Below are 17,263 nucleotides of genomic sequence, written 5' to 3'. Positions count from 1 at the left end.
AAAAAGCACTGATAATTCAGTGCTTTTTCTTTTATTTTTTGAAGGTTTTTGTTTTAGTCAGTCAATTTAACTGTGTTCAGCTCTGTAGTTATTGTTTGGCTGGTTTGAGTTTGTGACTCGATAAAGTTCAACAGCAGAGTTAAAAAATCGGCGCTAAAGGCGGGTTTGCGCTGTTTTTTAGTTTCGGGACCAATGCCATTTTCAAGTACCACAAATAGGATATCCCGTTGCTGCGCTAAACGCATAAAGCCGGCTAAATTGGCAACACCCTGCATCGAGCCCGTCTTGGCAAACACCAGATGTTTCAGCGGTGGTTTAGTGTATCCCAAGCGATATTGCAGCGTGCCGCTGACACCAGCCTCGGGCAAACTGTCGACCAGGCTATGAAAGCGAGCATCTCGATAGAGCAGTGCCAGAACATCGGCTAATTGTTTCGCGCTCAATAGGTTATAACGAGAAAGCCCTGAGCCATCGACGATATTGGCATTGGTTAAGTCAATCCTCAGATCGGTAAGGATATGGCGCATGGCCGCTGCACCATTGGTAAAGCTGCCTTGGGTTTTGTAATAGCTTTGTCCTACGCGTTTAAACAGGCTGTCGGCGATAAGATTATCCGACTTCAGTAGCATGGTTTTTAACAACTCTGGCAAGGGATCGCTGCTATGACTGGCAATAAGTTTAGCCTTGGCAGGGATGGCGTTACCCATTTTAACCTTGCCCGAGAGTGACATTTCGCCCTTGAGAGTCGCTATTAGGGTGTCCATGGCAAATTTTTCGGGATCGCTAATGGCAATCGCCAGTGGTATTGCTTCACTTCCAGGATAGCAACCCCGTAGATGATATTGATTCTGGCCAAGGCGCACCAAATCGAGCTGGCAAAAATCATGGCCAGCTTTTGGGGAGAATATAGCATCACTACTGACTTTCACCCCAAAACTGGATGCCCTTAATTTGACCTCAGAAGCATGCTTGGCCGAGCTTGGGGCAAACTGCCCATAAACACAGTTTTGGTTGATGATATAACTCGACACTGGCGCTGCAAAACAAATACCGAGGTCGTCCCATACCCAACCAGGTGCTTGTAATTGCTCTTGTTTATCCCCAATAAGATATAAATGCCCCTCAATGCTTTTAATGCCTTGTTTTTGTAGGTGAGCAAATAAAGCCTTTAGATCGTCTTGGGTGAGGGTAGGATCGCCGCTAAAACGTAGATATACACTACCCGCAATATGGCCTTGGCGAATGGGTGCATCACTCCACAGCTCGGTCACATAACGAAAATCAGGCCCAAGGCTCGCCATAGCAGTGACGGCGGTAAGCACCTTTTGAGTGCTGGCGGGGATAAATAAGGTGTCGGCCTGTTGACTGTATAACAGTTTATCCGTGGTTAAATCACGGGCCAGTAGCGCAACTTGTGAATGGCGTGGGGCAATATCGGCGATTTGCTTGGCAAGGGGCGATTCATCCTGGGGATGGATTGCTGCATAAGCCTGGGTTGACAGCAGAATGCTTGCCAAACAGCTTAGGATTACCCCCTTAGTGTTGGGCCGAATGAATAATAGAGACTTGTCCTTGTGTACCTTATGCGTTATACGCGCGATAAGTGTGCTGAATTTCATTTGTTCCATTAGCGGTCATTGCTACCATCGTCTTTTTCCATAAGACGATACAGCCTTAGAGTGACAAATAAAACCAATCCGATAAAAAGGGGCAAAATGAGTAAACCGAGTTGTGCTTTAAAATGAAAAATTCCCCAAGCTAAGGCTAAGGTGAGGGCGAGGGTCAGTAGGATTTTTTTGTTCATGGTGTTTGGTAATAGGGACATATGACGTTTTAGTTTACGCTAAAACAATATGGACAGGCAGGCTCGACCGCGGGATAACCCCTTTTTTGTGACTCACGTACCATTTTATTAATGCTGCTTTTCGTATGAGCAAATTCGCTCAGTGGAAAAAGAATAAAAGCATTTAGTTAGCTTTTAACACCAGCATGTTAATCTGCACCTTATGAGACAAATCGCTGTATTTTAACCCTTAGGATCGGCAATGAGTCGTTTCAGGTCAAATTACCAGCAAAATAGGCGCTATCCCACGTCCTTTTCGCCGAAAAGTCTTGCCGAGTCGCAGTGAAGTCGGTAATTTCTACCCCTTACGATTTTAGGATCTTAGGTAACCACTAAAACCATGCCTCATATTAGTATGCGCGGCTTACCACAGGCTGTCGTTGCAGAGCTTAGCCAAACATTACTGCAGTCTTTGGCGGCTATATGTAAAGGTAATGCAGAGAGTTTTACATTAGATTGGATCCCGAGCATCAGTTACCGTAATGGCAGAATTGATCAACGCTTTGTCCAAATCGAATTGCTTTGGTTTCCGGTCGACCCTGATATCCATCTTAAAGTAGAACAAACGATCAGGCTGGCAGTGACAGAAGCCTATCCAGAATTAACCCAAATTGCTGTGATGTTTTTGTCACTGACCCCAAGCGCTTCCTATCGGGGTGGTCAGCATGTTTAAAGGAGGATGCCTTGCTAGATAAGCTTGGTGGAATAGCCGTTCAACCCGAGGCTTTAACGTGGTTGCTTACGCCATGCCGATTTAAGGCAGAATTGCTTACCCGTATCGAAAATGCCAAGGACAGCATTTATATCGCCGCACTCTATCTTGAAGACGATGAGGCGGGACGCGAAGTTTTACAGGCCTTGATGACGGCTAAGGCGAATAACCCCGCGTTAGATGTCAAGATTTTGGTCGATTTTCACCGTGCCAGACGCGGCTTGATTGGTCACAAGGGCGATAGCGGTAACTATCTGATGTACCGTAAGGTCATGGCCGAGGCAGAGCATCCTATCGACATTATGGGCGTGCCGGTAAAATCCCGCGAGTTTATGGGCGTACTGCACCTTAAGGGCTTTGTGATCGATGACGCTGTGATTTACAGCGGTGCCAGCCTGAATAACATCTATCTGCAGCAAAACGATAAATACCGTTTCGACCGTTACCATGTGATTGAGTCGGCAGAGTTAGCGCGCAGTATGCGCACTATGATCCAGCGTTATATCATTGCCGATCCTGCCGTTGCCTCACTCACTCAAGATGCGCAGCAAGAAGTCTTGCCACCTAAAACCGATGTGCGCAGCTTTAAACTCAGGTTATCGCAGGCACAGTACGAGTTTAACGCGACCCGCAGTGGTAATCGTGTCACCCCTTTGCTGGGATTAGGTCGCAAGCATAACCTGCTGAATAAAGCCGTGATTGCCATGGTGGAAGAGTCAAAAGACAGGCTGTTTATCTGCACGCCTTATTTTAATCCTCCCTATATTCTGGTGCGAGCCTTAGCTAAACATCTGCGTAAAGGTAAACGTATCGACATAGTGGTTGGCGATAAAACCGCGAATGACTTTTACATTCCGCCCGAGCAGGATTTCTCCACCATTGGTGCCTTGCCGTATCTGTATGAGCAATCGTTGCGTAAATTTGCGAAACGTCAGCAATGGGCAATCGATAATGGCCAGCTCAATATTCATCTGTGGAAACACGGCATCAATAGCTATCACCTCAAGGGGATCAGTGCCGATGGTCGTAAGCATTTGATCACAGGCTCAAACTTAAATCCAAGGGCGTGGGCACTGGATTTAGAGAATGGTTTACTCATTCACGATGAAAACGGTAGCTGGAAGGCGCAATTTGAGGACGAGCAAACCCATATCCTCGAACACACGCAAAGGCTGTATCACTACAGCCAGGTGGATACTTTGCAAAGTTATCCTGAGCCAGTGAAGAAGATTATGAATCGCATTAGAAGGTTAAAAGCAGACTTCCTGCTCAGACGCATTCTCTAATGACACCCAATAAAAAGCCCACTGATGTGGGCTTTTTATTGGGTGTCATTTGTCCGCTATGAATTTTGTGGCAACAGGGTGTGATGGCTATCATTTTGATCCCTTGCATAATGCAATGCGACAATCACTAACACCACCATTAGCGCACAGAGCAAACCAATACTTAACTGGCCGCCCATTGGCACGAGCGACATGGTTAAGGCAGCGAGTCCCGCACCAAAGTTTTGCAAGCCACCGAGCAGAGCTCCTGCAATGCCGGCTTGACGCGGAAACGGCTCTAGCGCCGCCGAGGTTAATGTCGGAAATAACATACCTGCGCCGCTGAAAAACAGAATCGAGCCTATCAATAAACTCCAGCCCACGACCTGTTGAAATATACCGGGGATCAAGATAAACAGCGCACCGGTTCCCAGTAAGGCAACACCTTGCAAAACAGACCGTTGTGGCTGTTTTTTTCTGCCTGCAATTAGTGCGCCGAGCAAATAGCCAGGGATGGGCGCCACAAAATAACAGCTCACCATAAAAGGCGAGAGTTGCAAATATTGGCCATAGAGTACGCCAGCGATGGCTTCGAAGGCGGCAATTCCTGCAAAAGTCGCGACAAGGGAAAGCAAATAGGCCCTAAAACTGCGGTGGTGCAGTACATGGCGATAGGATGCCAACATGGGTTGTTGCTCTCGCTTATCCTTTGGTAAGGATTCCTTAAAACCAAAGCAAAGGAGCAGCCAAACAAAGACGCCGAATCCAAATAGCACCCAGTAAACGGCATGCCAACCAAAGTAAGCCGAAGCAAAGCTGCCTAAAAAGGGGGCGACCAAGGGAAGAAAGACCACGGCCATAGATATGTAACTGTTAAATTTTACTAAGTTATCACCAAAGTAATGATCCCTAGGAATACTTCGGCATAAAGCGCCCGCACTCGCGGTACCCATCCCTTGTAGTAAGCTCGCGAAAATCAATTGACTAAAGCTTGTGGCCCCAGCAGCCATAAAAGCACCCACGATAAAAATCCCAATGCCAATCAGCAGCGGAATTTTACGCCCAACTCGGTCGGATAACGGGCCATAGATAAACTGACATAGGCCGTAGGCGAGCAGATAGCAAGCCATGACGGCCTGCAATTTACTGGCATTCACGGCTAAGCCTTGGGCTATAAGGGGGAGTGCGGGGACAAAAATGGTTTGTGCCATCTGCCCACAAGCCACCATAAATACCAGCATAAAGAGTAACCGAGTGATGCTGCCTGCTGCGGGTGCCGGCGCTTTTTGTGAGATTAAAGACGGTATTTTGTCTGACATCATAATTCCATTAAAAAGCAAAGCTGAACGGTGAGGCGCATATTACGCCCAAAAAGTTTCAGTTCAAGTATCAATCATATTGATTCACATGGATATTTTTTGAGTAAATTGATAAGTTTTTTATTAATTTATAGTTGTAAAACTTAGCTTACACTTAGTTTTTAAGTGGTTAATATAGTTTGATTATTGATAACTGAACGCTGGTAAAGTTAATTGCCACAAGCTTTTTATTGACAGTATTTTGATGTCAACAGATAAGGATGGAGAGCTAACTTGGCTCTCCATCGATATGGACTGTGAACACTATCGCAAGAAAAAGGGATAAATACCTAGAATGTGGATCAGTTTGGCAGTGTTTCTAAGCCGGTTAATATTTGGTAGCCCACAGTAACCCGAGGGGGCACGGGATAATTTTTATTGCTGAGTAACACCATGGCCAGTTTCTTTGCGGGAATATAAGCCACATAGGCGGCAAAACCGCCGGTTGAGCCAGTCTTATTTACCCATTGCGCAGGCTGCGGTTTTTGTGGAGGTTTAATGGCTGTCACTGGCATGCTACCAAACACCACTTCTTGTGTATGTCCCGCAAGCAACTTATCGAGGGCGATGGGATAGGGGTAATGTTCCCAAATCAGTTCCTGCGTCATCATGCCCACATCAAAATAGTCCATATGAGTGGCATCGATGGCCTGCTGCAGCGCGTTAGAAATTGTGTGCAGTTGCATATTAGTTTCAATAAAACGCAGCAGATCGACTGCGGACGTTTTTATGCCGTAGGCCTCATCGGCCAATACGCCTGGATTAAGGCGCACTGGCTGGTCTTGCTTATTGTAACCTTGGGCATATTCAGCCATTTTGTTGGTTGGCACCTGAAGATAACTGTGAGTCATGCCAAGTTGTGGGAAGACGGTTTGCTCCATGACCGCAGGAAAGCTTTGCCCCAACTGCTTTGCTGTAATTAAACCGAGTAGACCTATGCTGGGATTGGCATAATTACGATGGGTTCCTGCGGCATATGCGGGTTGCCATTCTTTAAAATAACGCATCAATTCAGCATTATTGGTCACTTCATCTGGTACTTGCATGGGCAAATTGCCCGCAGTATGAGTTGCTAGATTGATAAGGCTAATCTCATCAAAGTGGCTGCCCCTTAATTCGGGTAGATATTGGCTAACCTTATCCGTGAGCGTGAGCTTACCTTGTACTTGAGCATAGGTTGCGAGTGTCGCGGTAAAGGTTTTACTGATTGAGCCTATTTCAAACAGGGTACTCTCGTTGACTTTTTGGTTAGTGGCTTTCGAGCTGACGCCGTAAGGAAAGAAATATTGTTGCCCATTCATACTGATCCCTATGATGGCACCAGGGATCCCATATTCTTTCATTAAAGGCTTTACTGCTGAATCGACAAGGGATTGGATTTCCTTAGTTTGTAAGTCTCCAGCATTGCGCGTTTCTGATGCGGCATTGACCATTAATGGCGTCGCAGTGAGTAGCACTAAACCTAGAAGGGGTGATGGATTCGATAAGCGTAAAAAGCGCGCGGTTTTTACGGCTGGCTGAAGAGACTCTGGCATACAATTCCTTTCGCGATGATGGGATGACTGAACGGCACGGGTTATAATGGGCGCCGTTTGAAAACTCGATTGTGATGAAAGGTTTAGCATGATTTAGACCCGTTCTGCCATTTAATTTGAGTAGAGGATCATGATTAACGACGAAATTTTAGTAAAGGGTGAACAAGCGGTTGTGATGCCAACGTTGTAATGCTGAGCTTTTGATCCGATTAAATTGCATTTCTGTAATATAAAGCAGCACAAATGCTCTTAGTTAAGAAGATCTGAATACTGATTTTCGTTCAAAATACTGAAAAGAAAAATATAAGAGTTTTGGCACTTTTACACTAGGCTAATTGCGCCTTACACAACCAAAGGATAAACTGCGCCACCGCACGCAAGTACATGCATAAGTGGTGTATACTAAGTACCGCTTTTTATTATAGATTTGACAGATAATTGACTGAGAATTGGCTGCCATGGCTCTAGCCCCCCACGCTGTACATCGCTTATATGAATACCGTAAATCCATTTCAACTAAGCCCTTTGGCGCCCGCGGTAAAAAACTCATCCGCTGTCGTTTTTGTTTATTAGGTGAGCAATTCTGTACCTGTTCACTGCGTAAACAGTTGACTACTCAGGCAAGTTTTATGCTTATCATGTATAACGATGAGGTGCTAAAGCCCACCAACAGTGGCCGCTTGATTGCCGATCTTATCCCTGATACCCATGCCTTTCTCTGGTCGCGCACTGAGCCGGCCCCTGAGCTGCTGGCGCTTTTGGCATCAAGCGACTATCAACCGTTTTTAGTGTTTCCGGCGCAATATGCTGACCAAGGTCAAACCGTATTGACTGAGGTGCCTATGGCAAGTCTTGCCGAGGGTAAACGGCCTTTGCTGATTATGCTCGATGGAAGCTGGCGTGAAGCGATTAAGATGTTCCGTAAGAGTCCTTATCTGCGGGGCTTACCTATCTTGTCCTTCGACCCTGATGCTTTAGCCACCTACGCCTTGCGTAAGGGGAGCCATGATTTTCAATTAGGTACGGCGGAAGTGGCGTCACTGGCACTGGCGGCAATGGGCGAGGAGGCCAATGGCAAGGTATTAACCGCATGGTTCGATCTCTTTGTCGAGTCCTCATTACTCGGGCGTAACCGTCGTTGCCGTGAAGACATTTTACCTATCAGCGATTTTACCGACGCCTTTGAAGCGGCTTACCATGCCGCAACGCCAGCCAACCTATAGTCCCAGTTCATTCATAGAGTCATTCTCCCCGAGAGTGCTTACATTCTTGGGGAGTGATTTACCTAACTCATACCATTGTAAATCCTCGCTTTAGCACACCCATCACAAATCATTGAACTTATTGATTTTAAAATTTCAATTTTATTCAGTTTGCCTTACACTGAATTTGCATTGGTCACAGGATGTTACCTAGAACCGACTAAAATTGTTAAAACCACTTTGCCTATGGGCCTGGTTCCACTGTGTTTAGAGTGCGGGATTCGCATATGCCTCAACTATCTGTTATAGCTCGTTTTTCAGTATCACGCTTAGGTTCATTTCCCCTTTATCTGAGTGGTGTTTTGCTCTGTCTCTCCATTAGTGGCTGCAAGGACCCCGAGATTAAAATCTCCCCCAAAATGGTGGTGGTGGAAAAAGTCACTACAGCAACCGTGCCACTCTATGGCAATTATATCGGTGTCACTCAAGCCTCCTTAGACGTGGAAGTGCGGGCGAGGGTCGATGGTTTTGTGGAGGAAAAACGCTTTGTCGAAGGCAGCGCAGTAAAAGCAGGGGAGCTACTATATCAGATTGATAATAAACCCTATGTGGCGGTTGTGAATCGATTAAAGGCTAAACTCTCTTCGCAGCAGGCCATTCTAGATAAGGCCGAGCGGGATGTGAAACGCTTAAAGCCACTGTATGAACAGGATGCCGCAAGTCAGCTCGATTATGATAATGCGCTTTCCACCCTTGCACAGGCGCGCTCTAACCTCACAGCAAGTCGCGCCGAGGTGGAAGAAGCCGAATTAGAACTCAGTTATACCGAAATTAAAGCGCCGATTGCTGGGCTCGTGAGCCGCTCCGAAGTGGATATAGGCGCGCTTGTTGGCAGTAAAGGTCAGTCGCTGCTGACCCGCGTTAAACAGGTCGACCCGATTTATGTCAGCTTTAATATGTCAGCACTGGATTATTTAAATGCTCAGCGCCGCCTAACCAGCTACTCGGCTAAGAAGGAAGCGGAGGTAGAAGGTAAGGCGCTAGCAGGCTTTGTGCGGATCACGCTCCCAGATAACAGTGAATACCGCTATTTGGGGGATGTGAGTTTTACCGATCCCCAGGTCAACCCCAACACTGGCACCTTTGAGGTGCGGGCGATTCTACCCAATCCCGAAAAAGAATTGTTGCCCGGTCAATATACTAATGTTCGGATTAAATTATCCGAAATCCCCAATGCAATTGTCATCCCGCAAAAGGCCACTCAAGTGGATCAGGGCGGAGTATATGTGATGGTGGTATTGCCGAATAACACAGTAGAGCGACGTTTTATTGTGATCGATCATCAAGGGATTGAAGGCGTTGTGGTCAAAAGTGGCCTCAAAGCAGGGGAAATGGTGATCACTGAAGGCATGCACCGCGTGCGTCACGGACAAATTGCCGAGCCGTTAAGTGCCAAGGAATACGCCGAGAAGGAAGACGAAATGTCAAAAGCCGAGGCACTTAAGCGCCAAGCCTTGGAGCAGCAAAAGCAGGAGCAAAAATAATGGCGCAGTTTTTTATTAATCGGCCGATTTTTGCCAGCGTTATCTCCATCGTAATTGTACTGCTTGGGGTAATCGCTATGTTTAAGCTGCCCGTCGATCAGTATCCTTATATCACGCCGCCACAAGTGACCATTTCGGCCTCTTATCCTGGTGCCAGTTCTACTACGGCCGCCGAGTCCGTTGCCACTCCACTTGAGCAAGAAGTGAACGGCGTGCCCAACATGATTTATATGAGTTCCAAGAGCACGAACTCCGGTAGCACCAGTGTTACAATCACCTTCGATGTGGGCACTAATGCAGACTTGGCTGCGGTCGATGTGCAAAACGCGGCTCAACAAGCTTCGGGTGGGCTGCCCATCGATGTACAAACCGAAGGGGTGACAGTCTCGAAAGATGCTTCGGTGGAATTACTCAAACTGGCATTAACCTCAAACGATGAAAGATTCGATGAGATTTACCTAAGTAATTACGCCACTATCAATATCGAATCGGCGCTGAGACGTATTCCCGGTGTGGGCCGCACCCGTAACACGGGCTCGCGCAGCTATTCGATGCGAATTTGGTTGAAGCCCGATGCAATGGCGGGTTACAGCTTAACCACTACAGATGTGATCAGTGCCATCAAGGCACAAAATAAAGAGTCCCCCGCGGGCACCATTGGCACTCAACCCAATAGCGACGACATCAGCTTGACCTTGCCTATCAGCGTGGCGGGGCGGTTGAGTTCGGTTCAAGCATTTAATGAAATCATTGTGCGCGCCAATCCTGATGGATCGATTATCAGGTTGCGGGACATCGCAGGCGTAGAATTAGGATCGTCTGCCTATACGCTGCAGTCCCAACTTAATGGTGAAAATGCCACTATCTTGCAGGTGTATTTATTGCCGGGCGCCAATGCACTCGAGGTTACCCATAAGGTGAAACAGGCGATGGCGGAGTTGTCGCAAAAGTTTCCCCAAGGAGTTAAATGGGAAGTATTTTACGATGCCTCCATCTTTATTCAAGAGTCCATCGATGAGGTGATCCATACCCTAATTGAAGCCTTAGTGCTTGTGGTATTGGTAGTCTACCTGTTTCTACAAAACGTGCGGGCGACGCTCATTCCCGCCATTGCGGTACCGGTTTCCTTGATTGGTACTTTAGCGGCCATGCTGGCCTTTGGTTTTACGATCAATACCGTGAGTTTGCTCGCACTCGTGCTGGCCATCGGGATTGTGGTCGACGATGCGATTGTGGTGGTCGAAAACGTAGAGCGTTTAATTCACGAGAAGGGCATGAGTGCTATCGATGCGACCCGCATTGCGATGAAAGAATTGTCGGGAGCGTTGGTTGCCACCAGTTTAGTGCTCTGCGCCGTATTTGTACCAGTATCATTCTTGGCGGGGATCACCGGCATTATGTACCGTGAATTTGCGGTGGCGATTACGGTAGCGGTATTGATCTCCACCTTAGTGGCGCTGACCTTAAGCCCCGCACTCTGCGCCTTATTATTAAAACCTAGTAAGGCGCCAGAGCGGGGATTCTTCCACTGGCTGAATCGCAAACTCGACCTTGGCACCAATCAATATGTCGGCTTAGTCGCTTTGACCAATAAATACGCAAAACGCAGTTACTTAGCCTTTGCCATTATGTTCGGTGGCACCTATTTCATCATGTCCCATTTGCCGAGCAGTTTTATGCCCGATGAGGACCAAGGTCGGTTCTTTATCGACATGACGTTGCCCGATGGCTCGACGGTCAATCGCACCGAGGCGATTTTAAAGAAAGCCGAGCAATATGTACGCGCCAATCCTGCGGTAGCCTATTCATTTACCCTTGCGGGGGAAAACCGTCGCTCGGGGTCGAATCAGGCCAATGGTCAATTTGAAGTAGTGCTCAAGCCTTGGGCCGAGCGCGAGGCAACTAATGCAACTGTGCAATCGGTGATGAAAGCGATAGATAAAGAGTTGAAAAACGTGCTGGAGGCCGAGTTTAATCTGTATCTGCCATCGGCAGTGCCGGGCCTAGGCAATGGCTCAGGGGTCGAAATGCAGTTGCAGGATACCTCAGGAACGCGTTTCCAAGGTTTGGTTGAAACCGCTAACGAATTAGTCGAGCAGCTAAAACTCCAACCCGAAGTGGACAGTGCCAGCGTGTCACTACAAAGTGCTATCCCGCAATTACATTTATCAGTCGATGAGGCCAAAGCGATGGCGATTGGGGTGAATGTGAGTGATATTTACAGCACAATCAAAACCTTAACTGACTCTTCAACAGTAAATGATTTTAACCTCTTTGGCCGTGTCTATCGGGTGAAAATTCAAGCGGAAGAGAGTTATCGTCAATTCCCACACCAAATAAAAGATTATTATGTGCGCTCATCGAGCGGCGCTATGGTGCCGATCGGCGTGCTGGCTAAGTATGATTATACGGTCGGCCCGTCTTCCGTGACCCATTACAACTTATTCTCCAGCGCCTCAATCAATGTGACGCCTGCAACGGGTTATGCCACTGGCGATGTTATCCAGGCCATTGAGCGGGTTGCTACGCCCATTCTGCCCGATGAGTTTAAATATGAATGGACTGGCATTACTTACCAAGAGGTGCAGTCAGCGAACCAAACGGGCATTGCTATTGGCTTAGCGCTGTTATTTGTGTTCCTGTTTTTAGCCGCGCTTTATGAAAGCTGGAGTATCCCGGTGGCGGTATTGTTGATCGCTCCCATTGCACTCTTGGGGGCGGCGGTGACAACCCTAATTAGCGGTATGCAGAGTAACCTATTCTTTCAAGTGGCGTTTATTGCCTTAATTGGCATGGCGGCGAAGAATGCGATTTTAATCGTCGAGTTTGCCAATCAGTTGCACCAGCAAGGCAGGACACGTATTTCGGCGGCGCTCGAAGCTGCGACCATGCGTTTTCGGCCTATTTTAATGACCTCCATGGCCTTTATTCTTGGGGTATTACCGCTGGTGTTATCCGAGGGACCTGGTGCTGTGAGTCGACAATCGATTTCCTTACCGATTCTGGGGGGCATGGTATTGGCGACTACCATAGGCATAGTATTTGTGCCGCTGTTTTTTGTGACGACCGCGGGCTGGATAAAAAAGAAAACGGTTAAACAATCCATTAAAACAAAAGAGGAATTACTCCTAGACCAAGAAACCGTCGAGGAGGTGAACCGTGGTTAATTGCCATCCAAAATTATCCAGCCAATCTACGGGTTCTACGCCTGTGCAGCCCATTTTAATGGGTTACCGTTTACGCCTAACGCCAGTTTATCTGGGACTTTTGACGGCGCTAAGTGTCGCAGGTTGCACCATGGGACCAGATTATGAACGGCCAGAACTCGCGTTACCTAACCAGTATCAAGCGCAAATCCTGTCGCAAACGAGTACAGAGCTGGGGAGTTTAAAGGAAGTCTCTGCCTTATCTTGGCGGAATTTTTACCAAGATCCAGTGCTGATCTCCCTTATTGAACATGCATTGTCGGAAAACCTCGATCTGCAAATCGCCCAATCCCGTTTATTGGCTGCTCGCTCAAAAGTGACTGTTGCTGACAGTGCACTTTGGCCAGAGATTTCTGCCAAGGCGGGTTATGAACGCAGTTTAGACAGTGGCGCGACCAACACGAATCCCAGTCCAAGTACCACTTTAGATTTAGTGGGCGCAGTGTCATGGGAGCTCGACCTTTGGGGCGCAAATCGTCGAGCGAGTGAGGCCGCTGAAGCTTACTATCTTTCCGAAGTCGAAAAATTACGGCTCACCTATGTCAGCCTGATCAGTGATATTGCTAGCCGTTATTATGAATGGCTCGATATTGAACAACGTTACAGTGTGTCTACCGATACCGTGAGATTACGGCAAAAGGAACTCGATATTGCCAAGCTTCGCCATGCCAACGGTGTGATTTCGGGCCTCGATGTGCGCCAGGCAGAAGTAGAGCTGCAGAGTACTAAAGTTACCTTGCCGACATTAGACTATGAAAGGAAATTTAAGATAAATCAGCTATATATCTTACTCGGCGAGTACGATTACGCCTTACCATCTCCCCAAGGTTTACCCGAAAATGTCGGTTTACCCTATGAGCTGAGCGCGGGCGTTCCCTCCGAATTGCTGACACTGAGACCCGATGTGAAAATGTCGGAACAAGCAATGATTGCCGCAAATTCGCAGATTGGTATCGCCAAGGCAGCCTTTTTCCCTAAGTTCACAATTTCGGGCCAATATGGCCGGGAAAATGATCATCTTAAGGATATCTTCGATAGTAATGGGGTGACTTGGTCACTCCTCGGAGGCATTACCGCGCCGATTTTTAATCGTGGGAAAATTGCCGCCGAATATGATATCGCCACAGAAGAAGCGAAACAGTCGATGTTAAGTTATCGCAATGTGGTGTTAACTGCCTATTTTGATGTGAACGATGCGCTGAATAATCTTAAACGTGCAGAAGAGGCCATTAAGGCGCAAAAGGAATTAGTCCAATCCTCATCCGCCTATGCACGGCTTGCGCGATTACGTTACCAAAATGGCGTGGCCACTTCGCTGGATTTGATGGATGCGCAGCGGCAATTATTTAGCGCCCAATTAGCCTATAGCGAGATATTACGGGACAAACAGTTGGCCAAAATTGCCCTGTATCGTGCCCTCGGTGGTGGTCAGCTTGAGTGAGTTTTACCTAGTGACGGATGATATCATGTAGAGTCAGGTGGCAATTCCCTGCGAAAAATTTTGACGTTAAGTTCTTTATCATAGGAAATGCCACTCTAATGTGGAGAGTGACGCTGCGCTCATGGGGATAAATTCTCTTCAGTCCAAGGTTTGTCACACTTAGGTGTACTGCTTTTACTTTTTGACCTCAACAGCATCATTTTCAACGTGTGCCAAGGTTGACAGCACACGGTGTTTAAATTCATTCATATTTTCCCTAAAGAGATGAACATGTTGTAAAAATGCCACATAGTCATGCTCAAGCACGAAGCCTGTTGTTTTCATCCTTACGCACATTTCCTTAGCACTTGCATGCATTCTATCGTGCAGGGCTTCTATCTTGATAAATGCTGGTAAATTACGTAAATGCCGGCTATTTTCACTATATAACCACTGCCCAAACTGACATTTCTGATGGGGGCATTTACCGATAAATCTATCTTCAATGGGTAATCTGCATAACAAGGTTTTAATCAAATCCTCATACCACTTTTCATGCACGATATAGGATTTTTCGACGATATTTAACACCTGTTTGATTTCGTCAAATGATAGATTTTTCATGATTGAGTTCTCCGTTACTCGGCTTTTCCTAAAAAATCCCGCCGTTTTTGTTCTAGACAACTACCGAACCAGTATCAACATATAGTTTATATTGGTTATTTTTGGTTGATTACCAAATCCACTGAAAGGGTTAAATTGAGTCTAGTTGTGCTTGGTTATGTTTTCGACGAGATTAAGGATAAATGATGGTAGAGGTTAATGAAAGGGGGAAAACGTATAAGTCGCTCAATATTTAACCGAGATTGATTGTGTTAACGCGGTGCTAATCTTCTTTCGGTTTTAAGTAATGACGCAGTGAACGGGGATCCATATGCCCAGTTCTGGCCATAATATATAATGTATCTTTATTATTTTCATGAAGTTGGGTAACACAACCACTGCGCAGACTATGGGCGCCATAATATTGGGCAGGTAAACCCGCTTTTACACAATATTGTTTTATGATCCGATAAATATCGTCGCCGTTTAAGAATCCACTATTTTTGACTAACGATGATTTGGAAGTAACCTTATCACTTATCTGGTAGGGCCTTAATGTTTTACCGTCACGGGAAATTGAACGGAATAGATGCCCGTCTGTAATTTGACTCTCCTTTAGCCAGTCCTTAACGGCATTGTATGCAGCAAAAGGTTCTGAGTCGGGCAAATTCTTCCACTCCTTTACTCCCTGCTGGTTACTTTTAGAAAATGGCAAGCGTACTTTTAATTTATCCCGCATAAAACTTAAATATTGTACTTTTAAGTTCGCCAATTCGGAGCGACGAAATCCCCCCTGTAACCCAAGTTGAATGATGGCTTTATCCCTGAGACGGAGCAGGGGATGGGGTTGTTGATCTATTGCTTGGATCAATAGCGCTACCTCATCGTACATGATTGGCTGCTGATCATAATTTTGAACCTGTCGATGGTGATTACGACTGAGACCGCGCATTACTCGGATCACGAGCGGATGTTCGGTAGGGGATGGAAAACCAGCTTGGATATGGTAGTAACGGATCGCGGCTAAGCGAGTCGTCAAAGTCTGCTTTGATAGCAGGCTGCCAGTACTCGCTTGAAGCAATTCTTTTTGATGACCGATAAAAGAAATAATACTTCGCGGATCAGCGGGTAAGGACTGCAAGTGATGCGCAGTGCAATATTGCTCAAATAGACTAAAGCTGGTTTGATAAACTCGGCGGGTATTGCTGGATATTTCGTACTCAGTTTCGGCGGCCGCATTTAAAAAGTCATTGTGCACCGATTGCGGCAGTGACCTTTCCTCAAAAAAGGATCTATCGGTTTGTTTATATGTCGTTGTGATATTCGATGTCATATCGGCCGAACGGTTATGGTTATTTCCATCTGCTGAATAAAATGTAATCGATTTCGACATAAGGGGTATTTTTACTGGCGACAAAACTGACGCAATTATATGTAAATCTAGTCCTTAACTACCAGTGATAATCGTCATTATCACTGGTAGATGTCTTATTTGTATTTTAATTAATCGTATCGATTAAAAATAGTGCACAACCCAATGCGAATAGGTCGGGAAAGGAGGATTTATAATATGCGATTAAATAATAGAGGGAATTTACTGTTCAATTATTGAATAATTACGGCATTAAACGTCAAACTTGGCGATAAAATAACCTGCTTTAATTTTATATTTGGCTAACGCTGTAGGTTAGCTGTAATAATTCTAAACTATGGTTTAACCATTCTATCCAGCGATGCCGAAGCTCATAATATCAAGCTGGGGTTTGTTTGCTGGAAGACTGATACGATTTTAGCCATTCAAAAACAAAGTATTAGTAAGCGACACAAAAGCGGCACAAGAACAAGGTTTATTGTTGTTTACATAAAATTGGCTGTAAAAGTTTGCAGCATAAAAACGAGCAAATAAAATGGTTCAACCATTCTTTTAAATTTTGCTGTTTGTCTGTATCATAGCCTATCTATAAATCATTTAAGGGCCGTGAATGATTACTAGCACCTTATGGGAATATCATCATGCCGCGCCTACCGCGGGCCGAAAATTATTACTGTTAGATAAAACTGAATTAGTGTTTGCCTTGCCGTTAATTTATCGCATGGTTCATCCCGAGAGTGTCACTGAGCGAGCAGAGTGGTTTCAGTTAAATCAGTCCCAATCCAGTTATACCGAATTAATTGCTAATTTAAATTTACTGGTTCAACTGCGTAAAAAAAATCAGCCCGTTGACCAACAACTGCAATCTGTAAATCGAATGCTGAATCAGTATTTCAGTGATTTGGGCTGGCGCATGGTGCGAAAAGAACTTTCACAAATTAAAAAGCGCCAGAAGAAATCCCATATCGAAGTCAGTAAAGATATTATTTTACGTTTGAAGCGTTATATGGAACTCGAACGTTTAGACAGTTTCGACCAAGCACTCGATACCTTATTATCTGAACATGCCGCAGCCGTTGCCGCCATGAATAATGACGATATCGAGGCTTAAGATATTGTGTTTCCGATTTTTTAACCTTCCAGTACGTGACTTCTTACTCGAGTCACATAAACTGAAAGATAGAGCGCGTAAGTGGTCAAGAT

At 46.0% G+C, this 17,263-nt stretch carries 13 protein-coding genes; 7 read left to right on the top strand and 6 right to left on the bottom strand.

Going from position 1 to position 17,263, the window contains the following annotated elements; all coding sequences use genetic code 11:
• Window positions 1–53: 53 nt before the first annotated feature.
• Together dacB and ACK5NH_RS02205 are read right to left on the bottom strand one after the other, a co-directional pair.
• Window positions 54–1,628, bottom strand: coding sequence for a D-alanyl-D-alanine carboxypeptidase/D-alanyl-D-alanine-endopeptidase (gene dacB, locus ACK5NH_RS02210; protein ID WP_416917603.1), 1,575 nt, complete (start codon window positions 1,626–1,628; stop codon window positions 54–56).
• Window positions 1,628–1,804 carry a hypothetical protein gene (locus ACK5NH_RS02205; protein WP_011622703.1) on the bottom strand — a complete coding sequence of 59 codons (177 nt, stop codon included), beginning with the start codon at window positions 1,802–1,804 and terminating at the stop codon, window positions 1,628–1,630. Before ACK5NH_RS02205 ends, dacB begins: the two co-directional genes overlap by 1 nt.
• A 379-nt stretch (window positions 1,805–2,183) precedes the next feature.
• Between ACK5NH_RS02205 and ACK5NH_RS02200 the strand changes: the two genes are divergently transcribed.
• Window positions 2,184–2,516, top strand: a complete 333-nt coding sequence (locus ACK5NH_RS02200; RefSeq protein ID WP_011622704.1) for a DUF1904 domain-containing protein — start codon at window positions 2,184–2,186, stop codon at window positions 2,514–2,516.
• An 11-nt stretch (window positions 2,517–2,527) separates the two neighbouring features.
• Window positions 2,528–3,841, top strand: coding sequence for a CDP-diacylglycerol--serine O-phosphatidyltransferase (gene pssA, locus ACK5NH_RS02195; protein WP_416917602.1), 1,314 nt, complete (start codon window positions 2,528–2,530; stop codon window positions 3,839–3,841).
• A 56-nt stretch (window positions 3,842–3,897) separates the two neighbouring features.
• Here pssA and emrD read toward each other — a convergent pair whose 3' ends face one another.
• Together emrD and ampC are read right to left on the bottom strand one after the other, a co-directional pair.
• The gene (gene emrD / locus ACK5NH_RS02190) at window positions 3,898–5,142 is read right to left on the bottom strand and encodes a multidrug efflux MFS transporter EmrD (RefSeq protein WP_416917601.1); all 1,245 of its coding nucleotides are present in this window, start codon (window positions 5,140–5,142) and stop codon (window positions 3,898–3,900) included.
• A 338-nt stretch (window positions 5,143–5,480) separates the two neighbouring features.
• Window positions 5,481–6,611, bottom strand: coding sequence for a class C beta-lactamase (gene ampC, locus ACK5NH_RS02185; protein ID WP_416917649.1), 1,131 nt, complete (start codon window positions 6,609–6,611; stop codon window positions 5,481–5,483).
• Window positions 6,612–7,171: 560 nt separating this feature from the next.
• Here ampC and ACK5NH_RS02180 point away from each other — a divergent pair.
• The 4 genes from ACK5NH_RS02180 (at window position 7,172) to ACK5NH_RS02165 (ending at window position 14,106) form a co-directional block, all read left to right on the top strand.
• On the top strand, window positions 7,172–7,936 hold the full coding sequence (locus tag ACK5NH_RS02180) for a tRNA-uridine aminocarboxypropyltransferase (protein ID WP_416917600.1): 765 nt from the start codon (window positions 7,172–7,174) through the stop codon (window positions 7,934–7,936).
• 266 nt (window positions 7,937–8,202) lie between these two features.
• Window positions 8,203–9,459, top strand: coding sequence for an efflux RND transporter periplasmic adaptor subunit (locus ACK5NH_RS02175; RefSeq protein WP_416917599.1), 1,257 nt, complete (start codon window positions 8,203–8,205; stop codon window positions 9,457–9,459).
• The gene (locus ACK5NH_RS02170) at window positions 9,459–12,626 is read left to right on the top strand and encodes an efflux RND transporter permease subunit (RefSeq protein WP_416917598.1); all 3,168 of its coding nucleotides are present in this window, start codon (window positions 9,459–9,461) and stop codon (window positions 12,624–12,626) included. Before ACK5NH_RS02175 ends, ACK5NH_RS02170 begins: the two co-directional genes overlap by 1 nt.
• 58 nt (window positions 12,627–12,684) lie before the next feature.
• Window positions 12,685–14,106, top strand: a complete 1,422-nt coding sequence (locus ACK5NH_RS02165) for an efflux transporter outer membrane subunit (protein ID WP_416917648.1) — start codon at window positions 12,685–12,687, stop codon at window positions 14,104–14,106.
• Between the two features lie 174 nt (window positions 14,107–14,280).
• Here the strand turns inward: ACK5NH_RS02165 and ACK5NH_RS02160 are convergent, their stop codons facing one another.
• Entirely contained in the window at window positions 14,281–14,709 is a 429-nt protein-coding gene (locus tag ACK5NH_RS02160; protein WP_416917597.1) for a CZB domain-containing protein, read from the bottom strand.
• A gap of 262 nt (window positions 14,710–14,971) precedes the next feature.
• Window positions 14,972–16,081: a site-specific integrase gene (locus ACK5NH_RS02155; protein ID WP_416917596.1), complete on the bottom strand. Its 1,110-nt coding sequence runs from the start codon at window positions 16,079–16,081 to the stop codon at window positions 14,972–14,974.
• A gap of 589 nt (window positions 16,082–16,670) precedes the next feature.
• On the opposite strand from ACK5NH_RS02155, the gene ACK5NH_RS02150 reads away from it, so the two are divergent.
• Complete coding sequence (locus tag ACK5NH_RS02150) at window positions 16,671–17,171, top strand: hypothetical protein (protein WP_416917595.1); 501 nt, start codon at window positions 16,671–16,673, stop codon at window positions 17,169–17,171.
• The last annotated feature ends 92 nt before the right edge of the window (window positions 17,172–17,263 follow it).

Source organism: Shewanella sp. (genome assembly GCF_047975355.1).
In the GTDB taxonomy this organism is placed as follows: domain Bacteria; phylum Pseudomonadota; class Gammaproteobacteria; order Enterobacterales; family Shewanellaceae; genus Shewanella.
The sequence above is the reverse complement of the archived record's forward strand: the minus strand, read 5'-3'. Positions and strand labels throughout refer to the sequence as shown.

Excerpts from the sequence above, each read along its gene's own strand:
- ACK5NH_RS02200 (WP_011622704.1), top strand. The coding sequence starts at position 2,184 with ATGCCTCATATTAGTATGCGCGGCTTACCACAGGCTGTCGTTGCAGAG.
- ACK5NH_RS02170 (WP_416917598.1), top strand. The coding sequence starts at position 9,459 with ATGGCGCAGTTTTTTATTAATCGGCCGATTTTTGCCAGCGTTATCTCC.
- ACK5NH_RS02175 (WP_416917599.1), top strand. The coding sequence starts at position 8,203 with ATGCCTCAACTATCTGTTATAGCTCGTTTTTCAGTATCACGCTTAGGT.
- dacB (WP_416917603.1), bottom strand. The coding sequence starts at position 1,628 with ATGGAACAAATGAAATTCAGCACACTTATCGCGCGTATAACGCATAAG.
- ACK5NH_RS02160 (WP_416917597.1), bottom strand. The coding sequence starts at position 14,709 with ATGAAAAATCTATCATTTGACGAAATCAAACAGGTGTTAAATATCGTC.
- ACK5NH_RS02165 (WP_416917648.1), top strand. The coding sequence starts at position 12,685 with ATGGGTTACCGTTTACGCCTAACGCCAGTTTATCTGGGACTTTTGACG.
- emrD (WP_416917601.1), bottom strand. The coding sequence starts at position 5,142 with ATGATGTCAGACAAAATACCGTCTTTAATCTCACAAAAAGCGCCGGCA.
- ampC (WP_416917649.1), bottom strand. The coding sequence starts at position 6,611 with ATGGTCAATGCCGCATCAGAAACGCGCAATGCTGGAGACTTACAAACT.
- ACK5NH_RS02150 (WP_416917595.1), top strand. The coding sequence starts at position 16,671 with ATGATTACTAGCACCTTATGGGAATATCATCATGCCGCGCCTACCGCG.
- ACK5NH_RS02205 (WP_011622703.1), bottom strand. The coding sequence starts at position 1,804 with ATGAACAAAAAAATCCTACTGACCCTCGCCCTCACCTTAGCCTTAGCT.
- ACK5NH_RS02180 (WP_416917600.1), top strand. The coding sequence starts at position 7,172 with ATGGCTCTAGCCCCCCACGCTGTACATCGCTTATATGAATACCGTAAA.
- ACK5NH_RS02155 (WP_416917596.1), bottom strand. The coding sequence starts at position 16,081 with ATGTCGAAATCGATTACATTTTATTCAGCAGATGGAAATAACCATAAC.